Genomic DNA, 15,304 nt, shown 5'->3' with positions numbered 1-15,304 from the left:
AATCGTTGTTAATTAAACATTGAAAAAATACTATGCTAACAAAAAGAATCATACCATGTCTCGACATCAAAAACGGACGTACTGTTAAAGGTGTAAACTTTGTCGATTTAAGAGATGCCGGAGACCCAGTAGAGCTAGCGGCTATTTACGCTGCAAACGGAGCGGATGAATTGGTGTTTTTAGACATTTCGGCGACTGAAGAACGCAGAAAAACCTTGGCGGATTTAGTATTACATGTTTCGGAAAAAGTAAACATTCCTTTTACCGTGGGCGGTGGTATTTCATCTATTGAAGATGTAGATGTTTTATTGAAGTGTGGTGCAGATAAAGTTTCAATTAATTCTTCCGCGGTTAAAAATCCTGACTTAATCAATCATTTATCTGCTAAGTTTGGTAGTCAGTGTATTGTGGTGGCTATTGATGCCAAACAAATTAAAGGAAAATGGAAAGTGCATTTGGTAGGTGGTAAAGTCCCAACGGAATTAGATTTATTTGAATGGGCCAAAGAAGTGGAACAAAGAGGAGCTGGTGAAATTCTATTTACTTCAATGGATCATGATGGTACAAAAAACGGATTTGCAAACGAGGCATTGGCAAGATTATCAACCGAATTGAATATCCCGATTATTGCTTCGGGCGGTGCAGGTAATAATCAACATTTTATTGATACTTTTGTAGATGGAAAAGCAGATGCAGCATTGGCGGCAAGTGTTTTTCATTTTAAAGAAATTGAAATTAATGAGTTAAAAAGGGATTTACAATCGCATAATATTCCTGTAAGACTATAATTTCGCAACAGACTAACGACCAAATACTAAAGACCACCGACCAATGAATATCGATTTTAACAAAAATAATGACGGACTTGTACCTGCAATAATTCAAGACGCCATCACTAACAATGTTTTGATGTTGGGCTATATGAATGAGGAGGCTTACCAACAGACCGTTGATACAAAAAAGGTCACATTTTTCAGCCGAACTAAAAACAGATTGTGGACAAAAGGTGAGGAAAGTGGTAATTTTTTAAATTTAGTAGAGGTTAAGTTGGATTGTGATAATGATACCTTATTGGTTTCAGTAAATCCAAAAGGTCCAACGTGTCATAAAGGAACAGATACTTGTTGGGGTGAAGATAATACTGCTTCTTTCGGTTTTCTCTCTGAACTGGAAAAAATAATTAAAGACAGAAAAGAAAATTCAGATGGTAAAAAAAGCTATGTGGCTTCACTTTTTGAGGACGGAATTAATAAAATTGCCCAAAAAGTTGGTGAGGAGGCCGTTGAGGTTGTTATTGAAGCAAAAGATAGCAATGATGACTTGTTTTTAAATGAATCAGCCGATTTACTTTTCCATTATCTTATTTTATTACAAGCTAAAGGGTTTAACCTGAATGATATAGTTGAGGTATTAAAATCTAGACATAATTAACATTTTGTTATAATAATTGTTATTTTTTGTACCTATTTTTATAGGATGAACAACATCTTTAAAAAAGGTTTACGTTTCGAAAAATACGAAGCTCCCAATATTTCCCCTTTTGATAAACTCTTTGAAATTTTTAAAGAGTTAATTACCCATACTTCTGGTGATGTTGATGAAGCCTTAGACTGGTTAGCACAATTAGATGAGCAGTACGAATTGACTACTCCTGAGTATACGTTAGATGATTTTGTAGAAGATTTAAAAAAGAAAGGTTATTTGCGTGATGAGATAGATCCTCAAAAAGGTGGGGGTTTAACAATTACTGCCAAAACAGAACGTGCTATTCGCCAAAAGGCACTTGATCAAATTTTTGGAAACTTAAAAAAAAGTCGCTCTGGCAATCATAAAGCAAAAAGCATTGGGCAAGGGGATGAGCATACAGGTGAGTTTCGTAATTATCATTATGGTGATGGGCTTGATAATATTTCAATGACCGAGAGCATTAAAAATGCACAAATAAATAATGGTATTGGAGACTTTGTATTAAATGAAAACGATTTAGTTGTAGAAGAGACCAATTTTAAAGCCCAGATGAGTACCGTTTTAATGATCGACATCAGTCATAGTATGATTTTATATGGTGAAGATCGTATTACTCCTGCAAAAAAAGTTGCTATGGCTTTGGCAGAATTAATTACTACACGATATCCCAAAGACACTATAGATATTTTGGTTTTCGGTAATGACGCCTGGCCAATTTCTATTAAAGATTTACCTTATTTAAAAGTAGGGCCTTATCATACCAATACCGTAGCTGGTTTGCAATTAGCGATGGACATGCTTCGTAGAAAACGAAATACGAATAAGCAAATATTTATGATAACTGACGGTAAACCAAGTTGTATTCGTTTGCCAGACGGTCAGTATTATAAAAATAGTAACGGGTTGGATAAGTTCATTGTAGAGAAATGTTATAATATGGCAAGCCAAGCACGGAAGCTGCATATACCTATTACAACATTTATGATTGCCCAAGACCCTTATTTAATGAAGTTTGTACAACATTTTACAAAGGCAAATCAAGGTAAGGCATTTTATACAGGCTTAAAAGGTTTGGGCGAAATGATCTTTGAAGATTATGAACAGAACAGAAAGAAAAGGTTAAAAGGATAAAAAGTATTAAGAATTAAGTACAAAGAATTAAGACTAAAAAATGAATATTGAAAATATAAAAACGCTTGGTGATTTAAAAAAAGCAGGTTATCGATCAAAATCAATTAAGGACGAATTGAGAGATAATTTGATTGAAAAAATAAAGTTAGACGAGAATGTATTTGAAGGGGTTTGGGGTTATGAAAATTCTGTAATTCCTGAATTGGAAACTGCTATTCTATCGCGACATAACATAAATTTATTGGGCTTACGCGGACAAGCAAAAACAAGGTTGGCTCGTTTGATGGTTAATTTATTAGATGAATATATTCCTGTGGTAGAAGGTTCAGAAATTAATGATGACCCGTTAAGACCATTATCACGTTATGCTACGGATTTAATTGAAGAAAAACAAGATAAGACTCCAATTATATGGTTACATAGAGACGACCGCTTTTATGAAAAATTAGCAACCCCAGATGTAACTGTGGCCGATTTAATTGGTGATGTTGATCCTATAAAGGCAGCGAATTTAAAATTGAGTTATGCTGATGATCGTGTGATTCATTTCGGAATGATTCCTAGAGCCAATAGATCTATTTTTGTGATCAATGAATTGCCCGATTTACAAGCTCGTATTCAGGTTTCGTTATTTAATATTTTACAAGAAGGCGATATACAAATAAGAGGTTTTAAATTGCGTTTACCTTTAGATTTACAATTCATTTTTACAGCGAATCCCGAAGATTATACTAATAGAGGAAGTATTGTAACACCTTTAAAAGATAGAATCGGTTCACAAATATTAACACACTATCCTGAATCTATCGACATTGCTCAAAAAATTACAAATCAAGAAGCAAATGCGGACAAGCCACAGTTGGAGAAAATTTATGTTCCTAACCTTGCAAGGGGGTTGTTAGAACAAATTAGTTTTGAAGCAAGAGAAAGTGAATATATAGATGCAAAGAGTGGTGTAAGTGCCCGTATGAGCATTACTGTTTTTGAGAATTTATTGAGCACAGCTGAACGACGCATTATAAGAACCAATGATAGTACAACTACGGTACGATTATTAGATTTTTTGGGAGTGATTCCTGCAATTACAGGTAAAGTAGAGTTGGTGTATGAAGGAGAACAGGAAGGAGCTTCTTTCGTAGCCAAAACGTTGATTGCCGATGCCATAAAAACACTGTTTTCAGATTATTTTCCTGAAATCAAAAAATTACAACACAAAGACGAAGCTACTCCATATGACAAAATCATTGAATGGTTTTTCGAAGAAACTGATTTTGCCTTACTGGATGATATGACCGATGATATGTATAAGAATGAACTTGATAAGATTGAACCTTTAAACATCTTGATTGATAAATATCAACCCGAAGTCTCTGAAAAAGATCGTTATTTCTTTAAAGAATTCGTGCTTTGGGCATTAGTAGAACATAAGAAATTAAACAAAAGCCGATTTACAAAAGGCTATAAGTTTAATGATTTGTATGGAAGTTATATAAATGATTTATGATTAAAATTTATCATATCGAGCGAAGTCGAGATATATTGAACCTCTATATATGAAAATTCTTGACTCCGCTCGAATGTATGGTTGAATATACTTTTCAGTAAGTCTTTTTTACTATTTAACTTAACAATTTAAGAAATCCAGCCTTTTTTGGTTGCACTTTTAGCCAACCAAACTAATAAAACGCCTACAACTATAATCATCGGTGTCATAACGTTTGCCATTTTTAATGAAAAGATTACGTAACTCATCTGAACGATTATGGCAATTAATGAAATCAGAAATAAAGTGTAGGCAAACTTCTTTCTTAATAAAAGAGCGATACATCCTAAAAATCCACCAAAAACAGCAATAGCAAAAACGGCTGTATACCATGTTGGGACGTTATTGGCTATTTCTAGCTGTTCAGCCGAGTACATAGATTTCCATCGTTCAGTTTGATAGGCTTGACCTAAATATTGGTCAACGCCCATGCCGTTCCAAATAAGTGCAACTACACTTACTATCCAAAACCACACAGGTGGTTTATTAACTGTTGAATTTGCCATAATGATTTGGGTTTAGTTAATATAAAGTTTTGGTTAATAGCTGTTTAAGAATACTAATATATAAAATTTTGTGATAGATAGCTTTTTTTTGTGTAAATTATCTTTTTCTTACCTTTGGATAAAACTAAAGATAATTATGGCGACTACCATACCACAAAAAGCAATTACATTTTTTAAAACGCTAGAAAAGAATAACAATAGAGAGTGGTTTAATGAACATAAACCAGAGTTTAAAGCCATTGAAGTAGAGGTTAAACAGTTTTATAAGGAATTGCTTAAAAAACTGCAAGAACATGATGAGGTTGACAAATTAAAAATGTTTCGTATTTATAGGGATGTTCGTTTTTCTAAAAATAAAGATCCATATAAAACACATTTTGGCGGTTCTTACAATCGTGTAAAACCGAAATTAAGAGGCGGTTATTATGTACACATTGCACCAGGAGATTCCTTTATTGCTACTGGTTTTTGGCAACCCGCAAAGGAAGACTTATTCCGTATCCGTAAAGAATTTGAGCTGGATGCTACCGAAATAAGGGCAATACTAAAGAATAAAAAGTTCAATCAAATTTGGGGAGATTTTGTGGGTGAAGAAGTTAAAACTGCACCTAAAGGTTTTAGTAAAGAACATGAGAATATTGATTTAATTCGGAAAAAGCAATTTATTTTCACGAAAAAATATACTGATAAAGAAGTTACTTCCCCTGATTTTATAAATGAAGTAAATTCAGCTTTTAAAGCCATCCGTCCGTATTTTGATTATATGAGCGAAGTATTAACTACTGATTTAAACGGTGTTTCTTTGATTGATTAGTATGTATCTAATTTAGACAAAATGTTTATTCCTCCCCTTTTTTCAAGGGGAGGTGCCGTTCCGATAGCTATCGGGACGGCGGAGGGGTTTAATTAAACCAAACCGCATATCGCATTCTTCTCAATTCCAACGCTAATTTTTCTTCCATTTCCAAAGCCTCAGCCCTGGTTTTTATGGGATTGATATGATTGTACAGATTCGGGCGTAAATACATACCATATTTTTCTACAATATTAGAAGATAGTTTATGTCCTTTTTTATTTCTATAGCCGGTTTTATGTTGCTTAAAACGTTCTTCGGGTGTTTTACTTGTCATTCCCACATATAAACATTGCAGTACGCCATTAAATTGTGGGTTTGCATTTCTAAACCGAGCATTTTCTGTAAATATACGCTTAGATAACTCAATTACATAAACATAATATTCTGTTTTTGCCATTTTGTAATCTTATCCGTAAAAAATTTCACCAAAAATAGCGATATACTTGTTATTACCGATTGTGCATTATGATATTTTATAGAAAAGTTATATCGTTTGGAAGGTCTGTACGTTAGAAATAATGAGTGTAGAAACGGAATTGCAAAACGTTAGCTTTAAGCATAAAGTTTCGAGAGCGGATGTTGCGAAGCAATTTCCTTGTACAGACTAGATTTTTTTGTTTCGTTTTTTCATCAATGGAAAAAATGAAAGTAAGTTAAAAGTTAGATAAGTTCGGACTTTTAAGTTTTTTAGTATTAAAAATGGAAAATTATTATGGAAAATGCAAAGTGAAATTTTATTAGTCCACAGACTAATATAACTTCATTATTAGCCTACAGACTAATATTACACCATTATTAGCCTACAGACTAATATTTTTTATATATTTGCAATATGAAACCAGCATGTTAAAAGTACTATATCAAAATAGAATGATTATTTGCGAACAGTCCCGGCTATCGGGATGACCATTAAAAACCAGCCTGCGGCAAGCAGGCAATGAAAACAAACACATGAAAACTGTGATTACAGGAGATTTAATAGACTCCACAAACTATACACCACAAGAGTTAGATGCTATTCTGAATGTGGTAAACACTGAGTTTGAATATTTTAGAAAGGTCTATGATGCCGATTTTAAAATATTTAGGGGAGATAGCTTTCAGGGCGTAGTGCTAGATTCATCAATAGCACTTGATTTGGTATTAACCCTTAAAACTGCAGTAAATAAAATACCCACTAAAGGTAAGAAAATAAGCGGATTAACAGATTTTAGAATTGCCATTGGTATAGGTAATATCAATTTAAAACGCGAATCTATTTTAGAATCCAACGGTGAGGCTTTTCAGTTTTCAGGAAGGACGTTGGATACTATGAAAGGTGATTATCCGCGTTTATTATTAAAAACAGCAGATGAAAATTTAAACGATGAATTTAATGTGCATTTTGCATTATTGGATAGTGTAACCAGTAAATGGAGCGTGGCTTCCGCTGAAGTAGCCTATTATTTACTTAAAGGGAAAAAAGAAACTGAAGTAGCAGAAATTTTAGGGATAAACCAATCGGCCGTTAACCACCGTAAAAAAGCTGCTAATTGGGACGCTGTAGCAATGTTGTTAGAGCGTTACAAAGAGGCAATTTCGAATTATATTATTAATAAAAACTAAAATGGATACCAATATCCTCATTTTACTCCAACTATTGTTAGCCCATGTGCTGACCGATTTTGTATTCCAGAATACAAAGATGGTAAAGCATAAGCGTAATTATAAAGGCAAATCGTGGTATTTATATGTACATAGTGCATTAGCTGGGGTATTGACTTATGTTTTTTTACAGGATTGGAATCAGTTTTTAATTCCTATAGCAATAACCGTAACACATTTTTTTATTGACCTATGGAAACTACACCAAAAAAAGGACAATTTAAAGTATTTTATAATTGACCAAATTTTGCACATAGTTGTAATTGTAGTTGCGTGGTTGTATTTAATTAGCGGATTTTCAGCAGTATTACCTGCAATTGCAGCATTTTTTTCATCAACACCAGCATTGGCTATTTTAATAGGATATATTATCGTTATTTTTCCGGTGGGGTTTATTATCGGAAAAGCAACAGATCGTTGGCAACAAGAAATTGCTAAAGAAGGAGAGCAAAACAGCTTGAAAAAAGCAGGACGATATATTGGTATTTTTGAACGAATTTTGGTGTTGACATTTATTTTAATCAACAATTTTGCGGCCATAGGGTTTTTGATAGGAGCGAAGTCCATTTTGCGATTTAGCGATACCAAAGGAGCAAGAAAGCAAACAGAGTATGTGCTTATAGGTACATTAATGAGCTTTGCTATTTGCATTATTATAGGCTTATTTATTACATTTATAATCAAGTTATAGCTTATGAAGTTTGGAAAAGTAGAGCATCCAGAAAACATTGATTTTACCATCCCAAAAGATCATCCTAAAACAAAGGGAATACTTCAGAAAACAAAAAGCGATTCCTCTTTAGAAGTTTATGTAGGTTGTGCAAAATGGAACCGACAAGATTTGAAAGGGTTTTACCCCAGAGGAACAAAGGATGAATTGGTTTATTATTCCACTCAATTCAACAGTATTGAGTTGAATGCTACCTTTTATCGGTTTTTTCCACCGGAACAATTTGAAAAATGGTATGAAAAAACACCTACAGATTTTAAATTTTTCCCAAAACTGAATCAAGAAATAAGTCATTGGAAAAGGTTGAACGAAGTTGAAGAATCCGTTAAAAACTATATATATGCAGCCTCTAACTTAAAAGAAAAATTAGGTACTATCTTTTTACAAATGCATAGCAATTTTGCCCCTAAGGATATGGATAAAGTGGTTGCCTTTGCTGAAAATTGGCCCAAGAGCATTGCCTTGGCCATAGAATTTAGACATACCGATTGGTATAATGATCCTAAAGTAGCAGAGGAATTATATAAGTTATTGGAAGAAAATAACATAGCCAATGTTTTAGTAGATACCGCTGGAAGAAGGGATTTAATGCACATGCGTTTAACAAGTAATGAAGCATTTATTAGATATGTAGGTGCGAATCATAAAAGTGATTACGACCGTCTCGACGATTGGGTATTCCGTCTTAAACAATGGGTTGAACTTGGTTTGAATAAAATTCATTTCTTTGTACATCAGAATTTAGAATTGGCATCACCTTTATTATCAGCACACTTCATTAAAAACTTAAACAAAGAGTTGGTTACAAATTTGACTATCCCTAAACTTGATTCCTCACCTAATACATTATTTTAATATGCAATTCCACACAAGAAAATGGGTAAAACCCGAAGATTTGAATCCAAATGGAACCTTAATTGGTGGAAGATTATTATCCTGGATAGATGAAGAAGCCGCCTTGTTTACCATTATTCAATTGGAAAATAATAAAATTGTGACCAAGCGTATTTCTCAGGTCGATTTTAAAAGCTCTGCGAGAGAAGGTGATATTATTGAAATTGGAATAGATGTGGTAAAATTTGGGATGGCTTCGTTGACTTTAGCCTGCGAGGTTAGAAATATAATGACGCAAGAAACCATTTTAACTATTTCAAGTATTGTCATGGCGAATTTAGATGGTAAAGGCAAACCAAAGCCACATGGAAAAACTGAAATTGAATTTGTTGAGAATCGACTAAAGAGAGGATAAACTTACTTTAATTTAGTGCTTAATTCATTTATATCTTTTGAGCTTGGCTCCTGAAATAGCTCAAGATCAAAATGAGGAACCGCTGCAATTAAATGTTCAAAAATATCGGCCATAATATGTTCATAGTTTTCCCAGCGTTTATCTCTCGAAAAGGTGTAAATCTCTAAAGGAATTCCCTTGGAAGTGGGTTCTAAATGTCGCGTCATAATCATCATTTCCTTGTTGATAACGGCATGGTTGCTTAAATACAGGTCGCAATACTTTCTAAATAGGCCTAAATTGGTTTGATTCCTACCGTTAACGATAAAAGATTTATCGTAATTATGTTCTTTATTATATTTGTCTATATCTTTTTGTCTATGGGTTATATAATCCGCCAAAATTTGAATTTTAGAAAACTTTTTCAGATCATCGGGGCTTAAAAATTTTATACTGTTTGTTTTAAGAATAAAAGCACGTTTAATTCTTCTGCCCCCGCTTTCTTGCATACCACGCCAGTTTCTAAAAGAATCAGAAATTAAAGCATAAGTTGGTATTGTGGTTATGGTCAGATCCCAATTGGAAACTTTTACCGTAGCCAGATTGATTTCAATAACATCACCATCAGCACCGTATTTTTCCATGGTAATCCAATCACCAATTCTGACCATATCGTTTATGGAAACCTGAATACTAGCTACAAAACCTAAAATTGTATCTCTAAAAATTAATAATAATATGGCTGATGCGGCACCAAAAGTTACAAAGAAGTTTGTCAAACTTTTACCTGTAAGTTCAGAAAAAATAAAAATGGCACCAACAAACCATGAAAATATTATAATGACCTGAGCGTAGCTATCAAGAGGCTTGTCCTTAAAATGTTCCTTTTGTTTTAGGTAATTTTTTGTGGTGTTTAACAAACTTCTGATAATCCAAACCATTAAAATTATTAAATAAACGTCAGTGGCTTTGGTAAAAAACGTTTTCCATACTTCAAAATCCGCGAGAACAAAAGGAATTAACTTTCTTAAAATGATAAATGGAATAATGTGGGCTATATACTTAGGGAATTTACTTTTCACCAAAAAATCGTCATAAGTAGTTTTGGTTTTTATGGTAAAAACACCAAACGTTTTTATAATTATTCTTTTAAGAACATAATCAATCAGTAAAAGAGCAATGATTAAAATAATTGAATTTACCACTAAGTTCAAATATGTCGCTACCTCTTCAGAAACATTATTTTGTACCAGAATATTATAAAACCATTTAAAGTAATCGTTCATTATTAAAAGTAATTTTTGGAATTACTACAAAACTAAAGAAAAAGCACTAACTATTACTGCTGTAAATTATTTATGTTTAATTTCGTTAGCTCAACTTTCATTTTATGGATGATAAATTTCCGACAAGTAAGGTTTCATTTAAGCATTCCTTTAAAGTAACTTTAGAAGACATAGACAGAAGGGGACATGTTAACAATGTTGCCTATTTGGGTTGGACACAGATGGTTGCCAACATGCATTGGGAAAAACTGGCTCCTGACAATATTAGAGAAAAGGTTATGTGGTTTGTGCTAAGGCACGAAATAGATTACCTACAACAAGCTTTTGCAAATGACACGATAACCATTTATACATGGATTAAAGATGTTAAAGGGGCAAGATCCAATAGGATGTTCCATATCTATCGTGAAGACCAATTATTGGCAAAATGTAAAACCACTTGGTGTTTAATAGATGCAGAAACACAAAAACCAAAGCGTATTGAAAATGAAATTGCCGAGCTATTTATAATTGGCAGCTAGCTTTTTTCTTGAATTTCTGTTGCAACTTTTTGCACATCATCCAATACTCTTAATAGATTACCACCCCATAATTTACTTATCTGATCTTCAGTATATCCACGTTTAACTAATTCAAGTGTTACATTAAAGGTTTCAGAAGCATCATTCCAGCCATTAATTCCGCCGCCACCGTCAAAATCTGAACTGATTCCCACATGGTCAATACCAATTAAATTTACCATATAATCAATATGATCTACAAAGTCAGAGACATTAACATCTTTGGAATTTTCTAATCGCGTATATCCTTTAAATGCAACTGTTTGTACAACACCCTTTTTTTCTTTAATTAATTTCAACACTTCGTCCGTTAAATTTCTGCTATGGTCACAGACTGCTCTGGCGGATGAATGTGAGGCGATAACAGGGGCTTTTGAAAGTGCTATGGCTTGTTTGTTCGCTTCAATTGATGGGTGTGATAGGTCTATCATCATTCCATATTTATTCATTTCGGCAATTACTTGTTTGCCCAGGTCACTTAAACCATTGTGTAGCCAAACATTATCTTTTTCACCTGTATTTGAATCTGCCAATTGACTATGGCCGTTGTGGGCCAAAGACATATATCTTGCCCCTAGATCATAAAATTCCTTTACCCTATTAATATCGGTACCTATCGGGTAACCGTTTTCTACCCCGATCATGGCAACTTTTTTACCTGCCGCGTTAATTCGTCTAACATCATCAGAAGTCAATGCCAGCTCAATTTTGTCAGGTGCAAATTCTTCTGTTAACCTGTGAATAGCATCGAACTTTGAAATTGCATTGGCATAAGCTTTCTTGTAGCCCGCTTCGTTCAACTCTTTTTGTCCTGTATAAACTATAAACCAAACTACATCGAGTCCGCCTTCTTCCATTTTTGGCAAGTTTACTTGGCTTTCCAAACGTTGGGTGTAATTTTTATCCTTGGTAAAATTTGCTACATTAATATCCGCATGTGTATCTAAGGTAATAACCCGTTCATGAATTTGTTTTGCATAAGCAAGTGTATCTTTGATTTCAGGTATAATGACTTCAGGATTAGTTTTAGTAGAATCTATTTCGGTTTCCTTAGCATCAGTTTTTTTATTCATGTTGCAAGAAGAAAGGATTATAAGTGCCATTAAAATAAGCGTATTTTTCATAAAACATAAGTTTAGTTAAATTTAAAGATTCCCAAACGGGTTTCCAATTTTCACCTCTCCTTGGGAGAGGTCGAAACTGCTATTTAGGCAGTTTCGGGTGAGGCAAAAATATAAAATTTCTGTTTTGGAAAATTTGTCAAAAATTAATTCCAACAACATTTTCAGTATGCCTAGGAAACTTCAATATATTTAAATTTTATATTTCAAGTCTTAAAAATATGGATATTTATTTATATTTGAGTGCCAATACTTGGTATTTATTAATCTAAATTCTAATTTGATCTCTATAAATGATTGATTGTTAAAATTTTACATCTATGAAACTTGTCAAAAATATTTTACTGGTTCTTTTATCAACTGTTATTTTTATTTCATGTGATAAGGCCAAGTCGAAAGAAGAAACTGAACAAGCTACTTCGCAAGTAGAAGAGTCCAAAGAGGAAACCGAAATTGCAATTCCCAATCAAAAATTGAACAGAGAACAGCAAATAGCATCCGCTATTCTGGCGGCACCTGAAGAAACAAGAGCAGGAGCAAAGGTGTATGGATATGACGATGAAGGAAAGTTTGTAACCTTACGTGAGGGAACAAACAATATGATTTGTATTGCTGATGACCCCAATAAAGATGGATTTCAGGTAGTGGCGTATCATAATGAAATTGAACCCTTTATGGCTAGGGGAAGGTAACAAAAGGCCAAAGGAAAAGGTACGCAAGATGTCAGATCAATCCGTGAAACAGAAGCAAAAGAAGGTAAGCTACAAATGCCTAAAAATCCCTCGACATTACATGTATTGCAAGGTAAAAAAGGCGGATTTGACCCTGAGAGTGGTACAAACGTAAATACTCACTACAGATACGTAGTTTACACACCGTTCGCTACACAAGAGAGCACCGGGTTATCTTTAAAACCAAATGCTCCCGGTCATCCTTGGTTAATGTTTCCTGGAACTGCAGGTGCTCATATTATGATTACTCCGCCGAGGGAGAAATAATTATTGAAAAATAGTTATTAGATTAATATTAAACCACAAACAGATGAACTTTTAAACAGTCTAATTGAAAATAACAAGAAACCCTCAAGTAGAAAAAGTGTTTGCAAATTATCCCGACACTGTTCGTGATAAAATGCAATACATGCGTAATCTGGTAATTGAAACGGCAGAAGAAATCGAAACAATAACCAGTTTGGAAGAAACTTTAAAATGGGGAGAGCCAAGTTATTTAACTAAAAATGGCAGTACTTTACGAATGGATTGGAAAGCAAAAGCACCTGAACAGTATGCCATGTACTTTAAGTGTACAAGCCGGCTGGTAGAAACCTTTAAAATTGTTTTTGATCAAAAATTCCAGTATGAAGGAAAGCGTGCCATTGTATTTAAGTTGGATGACAAAATTCCAGTAAAGGAACTGAAACAGTGTATTAAAGCTACGTTAACCTATCATGATGTTAAGAAATTGGTAACGTTGGGAATCTGAAACGTAATCTGTGCGTCACCCTGAACCTGTCTGCCGACAGGCAGACTTGTTTCGGAGGTCACATTACAATTGGAATGTAATGCTGAAACGACCCCGAAATCTCTTGGGACAGTATTACGCTACGACAAATAGATTTACGGCTTATAATCATAAATCAGTACCAATTAGTAAAATTTGTGTCAAAATAGAACAACCACTAACAAACAACCCAAAATCCAATAAACTAAACGTAAAATTAGTTGTTGAACATCGTAATCCTTTCCCAAAAAAGTTGACCATTATTTTATAAAATTCTATCTTCGCATTCGTTTTAAAATAATAGAAATATATTATGAGTAATACTTTATTTGACAAGGTTTGGGATGCCCATGTTATCCGTAAAATTGAGGGTGGACCTGACGTTTTTTTTATAGACAGGCATTTAATACATGAGGTTACAAGTCCCGTAGCCTTTTTGGGATTAAAGAATCGTGGCATTAAGGTTATGGAGCCGCAACGGACTTTTGCAACGGCTGACCATAATACACCGACAATCAATCAGCATTTACCTGTTGAAGATCCGCTTTCAGCGAATCAGCTAAAAGCACTAGAAGAAAATTCCGCAGCACATGGTATTATCCATTGGGGGTTAGGCCATGAAAATAACGGAATTGTGCACGTGGTTGGCCCAGAAAACGGCATTACCTTACCAGGGGCTACTATTGTATGCGGTGATTCACATACCTCAACTCATGGGGCTTTTGGTGCCATTGCCTTTGGTATTGGTACTTCGGAAGTTGAGATGGTACTTTCCACACAATGCATCATGCAGCCAAAGCCGAAGAAAATGAGAATCAATGTTGAGGGAAAACTTAGCAAAGCCGTTACACCCAAAGATGTGGCATTGTATATTATTTCGCAATTATCTACATCTGGAGCTACAGGTTATTTTGTGGAATATGCAGGTAATGTTTTTGAAGAAATGTCTATGGAAGGCAGAATGACCGTCTGTAACTTAAGTATAGAAATGGGAGCAAGAGGAGGGATGATAGCTCCAGATCAAAAAACGTTCAATTATGTTAAGGGCAGAAAATTTACACCGAAAGGAGATGATTGGGATAAAGCGATGGAATATTGGAAAACTTTAAAAACAAATGAAGATGCGGTTTTTGATAAAGAATATACTTTTAATGCCTCTGATATTGAACCAATGATTACTTATGGTACCAATCCAGGAATGGGGATGGGCATTTCAAATCATATACCTAAATCAGGCGAAGTAAAGGATGGTAAAGCCACTTACGAAAAATCCTTGAATTACATGGGTTATGGCGAAGGAGATTCCATGATTGGCAAAAACATAGATTTTGTTTTTGTGGGAAGTTGTACTAACGGAAGGATAGAAGATTTTAGAGCATTTGCATCTATTGTAAAGGGTAGAAAAAAAGCAGAAAATGTTACCGCATGGCTGGTTCCTGGTTCGCATAAGGTTGAAGCACAAATAAAAGAAGAAGGTATTTTAGATATTTTAACCGATTCCGGATTCGATTTAAGAGAGCCTGGATGTTCTGCATGTTTAGCAATGAACGATGATAAAGTCCCTGCGGGGAAATATGCGGTAAGCACCTCTAACAGAAACTTTGAAGGCCGTCAAGGGCCAGGTTCAAGAACTTTATTGGCAAGCCCTTTGGTTGCAGCAGCAGCAGCAATAACGGGTAAAGTAACCGATCCAAGAGAATTGATGGCATAATAAAGAACGAATAACACAATA

18 protein-coding genes are annotated in these 15,304 nt (G+C 34.3%); 14 read left to right on the top strand and 4 right to left on the bottom strand.

All coding sequences use genetic code 11. The features are described 5' to 3' along the window. Positions 1-32 precede the first annotated feature (32 nt). From hisF to UMM65_RS07290, 4 genes are read left to right on the top strand one after another with little or no spacing between them, the layout of a single operon-like run. Entirely contained in the window at positions 33-788 is a 756-nt protein-coding gene (gene hisF / locus UMM65_RS07305) for an imidazole glycerol phosphate synthase subunit HisF (protein WP_321975840.1), read from the top strand. 43 nt (positions 789-831) lie between these two features. Further along, positions 832-1,431: a bifunctional phosphoribosyl-AMP cyclohydrolase/phosphoribosyl-ATP diphosphatase HisIE gene (gene hisIE, locus UMM65_RS07300; RefSeq protein WP_321975839.1), complete on the top strand. Its 600-nt coding sequence runs from the start codon at positions 832-834 to the stop codon at positions 1,429-1,431. A 45-nt stretch (positions 1,432-1,476) separates the two neighbouring features. Continuing rightward, positions 1,477-2,598, top strand: a complete 1,122-nt coding sequence (locus tag UMM65_RS07295; protein ID WP_321975838.1) for a vWA domain-containing protein — start codon at positions 1,477-1,479, stop codon at positions 2,596-2,598. A gap of 40 nt (positions 2,599-2,638) precedes the next feature. Next, the gene (locus UMM65_RS07290) at positions 2,639-4,102 is read left to right on the top strand and encodes a magnesium chelatase (RefSeq protein WP_321975837.1); all 1,464 of its coding nucleotides are present in this window, start codon (positions 2,639-2,641) and stop codon (positions 4,100-4,102) included. Between the two features lie 128 nt (positions 4,103-4,230). Here the strand turns inward: UMM65_RS07290 and UMM65_RS07285 are convergent, their stop codons facing one another. Further along, positions 4,231-4,647 carry a hypothetical protein gene (locus UMM65_RS07285; RefSeq protein ID WP_321975836.1) on the bottom strand — a complete coding sequence of 139 codons (417 nt, stop codon included), beginning with the start codon at positions 4,645-4,647 and terminating at the stop codon, positions 4,231-4,233. A gap of 136 nt (positions 4,648-4,783) precedes the next feature. Here UMM65_RS07285 and UMM65_RS07280 point away from each other — a divergent pair, with 136 nt between their 5' ends. Next, positions 4,784-5,461, top strand: a complete 678-nt coding sequence (locus UMM65_RS07280) for a DUF2461 domain-containing protein (protein WP_321975835.1) — start codon at positions 4,784-4,786, stop codon at positions 5,459-5,461. An 88-nt stretch (positions 5,462-5,549) separates the two neighbouring features. On the opposite strand, the gene UMM65_RS07275 is transcribed toward UMM65_RS07280, so the two are convergent. Then, entirely contained in the window at positions 5,550-5,900 is a 351-nt protein-coding gene (locus UMM65_RS07275) for a GIY-YIG nuclease family protein (protein ID WP_321975834.1), read from the bottom strand. A 554-nt stretch (positions 5,901-6,454) separates the two neighbouring features. Between UMM65_RS07275 and UMM65_RS07270 the strand changes: the two genes are divergently transcribed. Genes UMM65_RS07270 through UMM65_RS07255 form a run of 4 tightly spaced genes read left to right on the top strand, consistent with a single transcriptional unit; the run spans position 6,455 to position 9,126 of the window. Beyond that, entirely contained in the window at positions 6,455-7,108 is a 654-nt protein-coding gene (locus UMM65_RS07270; RefSeq protein ID WP_321975833.1) for a SatD family protein, read from the top strand. A 1-nt stretch (position 7,109) separates the two neighbouring features. Then, positions 7,110-7,838: a DUF3307 domain-containing protein gene (locus tag UMM65_RS07265; RefSeq protein ID WP_321975832.1), complete on the top strand. Its 729-nt coding sequence runs from the start codon at positions 7,110-7,112 to the stop codon at positions 7,836-7,838. Positions 7,839-7,841: 3 nt separating this feature from the next. Then, positions 7,842-8,732 carry a DUF72 domain-containing protein gene (locus tag UMM65_RS07260; protein WP_321975831.1) on the top strand — a complete coding sequence of 297 codons (891 nt, stop codon included), beginning with the start codon at positions 7,842-7,844 and terminating at the stop codon, positions 8,730-8,732. 1 nt (position 8,733) lies between these two features. Further along, positions 8,734-9,126 carry an acyl-CoA thioesterase gene (locus UMM65_RS07255; protein WP_321975830.1) on the top strand — a complete coding sequence of 131 codons (393 nt, stop codon included), beginning with the start codon at positions 8,734-8,736 and terminating at the stop codon, positions 9,124-9,126. A 2-nt stretch (positions 9,127-9,128) separates the two neighbouring features. Here UMM65_RS07255 and UMM65_RS07250 read toward each other — a convergent pair whose 3' ends face one another. Then, positions 9,129-10,391, bottom strand: coding sequence for a mechanosensitive ion channel family protein (locus UMM65_RS07250; protein WP_321975829.1), 1,263 nt, complete (start codon positions 10,389-10,391; stop codon positions 9,129-9,131). Between the two features lie 104 nt (positions 10,392-10,495). On the opposite strand from UMM65_RS07250, the gene UMM65_RS07245 reads away from it, so the two are divergent. Then, a complete protein-coding gene (locus UMM65_RS07245; RefSeq protein ID WP_321975828.1) occupies positions 10,496-10,912 on the top strand; it encodes an acyl-CoA thioesterase in 417 nt (138 codons plus the stop codon). Here UMM65_RS07245 and UMM65_RS07240 read toward each other — a convergent pair. Continuing rightward, positions 10,909-12,075 (bottom strand): dipeptidase, encoded by a 1,167-nt coding sequence (locus tag UMM65_RS07240; protein ID WP_321975827.1) that lies wholly within the window; start codon positions 12,073-12,075, stop codon positions 10,909-10,911. The two genes, UMM65_RS07245 and UMM65_RS07240, sit on opposite strands and share 4 nt — an antisense overlap. 317 nt (positions 12,076-12,392) lie before the next feature. On the opposite strand from UMM65_RS07240, the gene UMM65_RS07235 reads away from it, so the two are divergent. The 4 genes from UMM65_RS07235 to leuC all read left to right on the top strand — a co-directional run bounded on the left by UMM65_RS07235 (position 12,393) and on the right by leuC (position 15,283). Further along, the gene (locus tag UMM65_RS07235) at positions 12,393-12,764 is read left to right on the top strand and encodes a hypothetical protein (protein ID WP_321975826.1); all 372 of its coding nucleotides are present in this window, start codon (positions 12,393-12,395) and stop codon (positions 12,762-12,764) included. A gap of 75 nt (positions 12,765-12,839) precedes the next feature. Continuing rightward, a complete protein-coding gene (locus tag UMM65_RS07230; RefSeq protein WP_321975825.1) occupies positions 12,840-13,070 on the top strand; it encodes a hypothetical protein in 231 nt (76 codons plus the stop codon). 64 nt (positions 13,071-13,134) lie between these two features. After that, a complete protein-coding gene (locus tag UMM65_RS07225) occupies positions 13,135-13,554 on the top strand; it encodes a DUF1801 domain-containing protein (protein WP_321975824.1) in 420 nt (139 codons plus the stop codon). Positions 13,555-13,885: 331 nt separating this feature from the next. Continuing rightward, positions 13,886-15,283 (top strand): 3-isopropylmalate dehydratase large subunit, encoded by a 1,398-nt coding sequence (gene leuC, locus UMM65_RS07220; protein ID WP_321975823.1) that lies wholly within the window; start codon positions 13,886-13,888, stop codon positions 15,281-15,283. Positions 15,284-15,304: the final 21 nt, after the last annotated feature.

This window comes from Aureibaculum koreense (assembly GCF_034296135.1).
Taxonomy (GTDB): Bacteria; Bacteroidota; Bacteroidia; order Flavobacteriales; family Flavobacteriaceae; genus Aureibaculum.
This window is presented reverse-complemented; position numbering and strand designations above follow the sequence as displayed.

Coding starts and splice junctions, on each gene's coding strand:
- UMM65_RS07260 (WP_321975831.1), top strand. CDS start 7,842: ATGAAGTTTGGAAAAGTAGAGCATCCAGAAAACATTGATTTTACCATC.
- UMM65_RS07265 (WP_321975832.1), top strand. CDS start 7,110: ATGGATACCAATATCCTCATTTTACTCCAACTATTGTTAGCCCATGTG.
- UMM65_RS07235 (WP_321975826.1), top strand. CDS start 12,393: ATGAAACTTGTCAAAAATATTTTACTGGTTCTTTTATCAACTGTTATT.
- UMM65_RS07270 (WP_321975833.1), top strand. CDS start 6,455: ATGAAAACTGTGATTACAGGAGATTTAATAGACTCCACAAACTATACA.
- UMM65_RS07295 (WP_321975838.1), top strand. CDS start 1,477: ATGAACAACATCTTTAAAAAAGGTTTACGTTTCGAAAAATACGAAGCT.
- hisIE (WP_321975839.1), top strand. CDS start 832: ATGAATATCGATTTTAACAAAAATAATGACGGACTTGTACCTGCAATA.
- UMM65_RS07285 (WP_321975836.1), bottom strand. CDS start 4,647: ATGGCAAATTCAACAGTTAATAAACCACCTGTGTGGTTTTGGATAGTA.
- UMM65_RS07290 (WP_321975837.1), top strand. CDS start 2,639: ATGAATATTGAAAATATAAAAACGCTTGGTGATTTAAAAAAAGCAGGT.
- leuC (WP_321975823.1), top strand. CDS start 13,886: ATGAGTAATACTTTATTTGACAAGGTTTGGGATGCCCATGTTATCCGT.
- UMM65_RS07230 (WP_321975825.1), top strand. CDS start 12,840: ATGCCTAAAAATCCCTCGACATTACATGTATTGCAAGGTAAAAAAGGC.
- UMM65_RS07275 (WP_321975834.1), bottom strand. CDS start 5,900: ATGGCAAAAACAGAATATTATGTTTATGTAATTGAGTTATCTAAGCGT.
- hisF (WP_321975840.1), top strand. CDS start 33: ATGCTAACAAAAAGAATCATACCATGTCTCGACATCAAAAACGGACGT.
- UMM65_RS07240 (WP_321975827.1), bottom strand. CDS start 12,075: ATGAAAAATACGCTTATTTTAATGGCACTTATAATCCTTTCTTCTTGC.
- UMM65_RS07245 (WP_321975828.1), top strand. CDS start 10,496: ATGGATGATAAATTTCCGACAAGTAAGGTTTCATTTAAGCATTCCTTT.
- UMM65_RS07255 (WP_321975830.1), top strand. CDS start 8,734: ATGCAATTCCACACAAGAAAATGGGTAAAACCCGAAGATTTGAATCCA.
- UMM65_RS07250 (WP_321975829.1), bottom strand. CDS start 10,391: ATGAACGATTACTTTAAATGGTTTTATAATATTCTGGTACAAAATAAT.
- UMM65_RS07280 (WP_321975835.1), top strand. CDS start 4,784: ATGGCGACTACCATACCACAAAAAGCAATTACATTTTTTAAAACGCTA.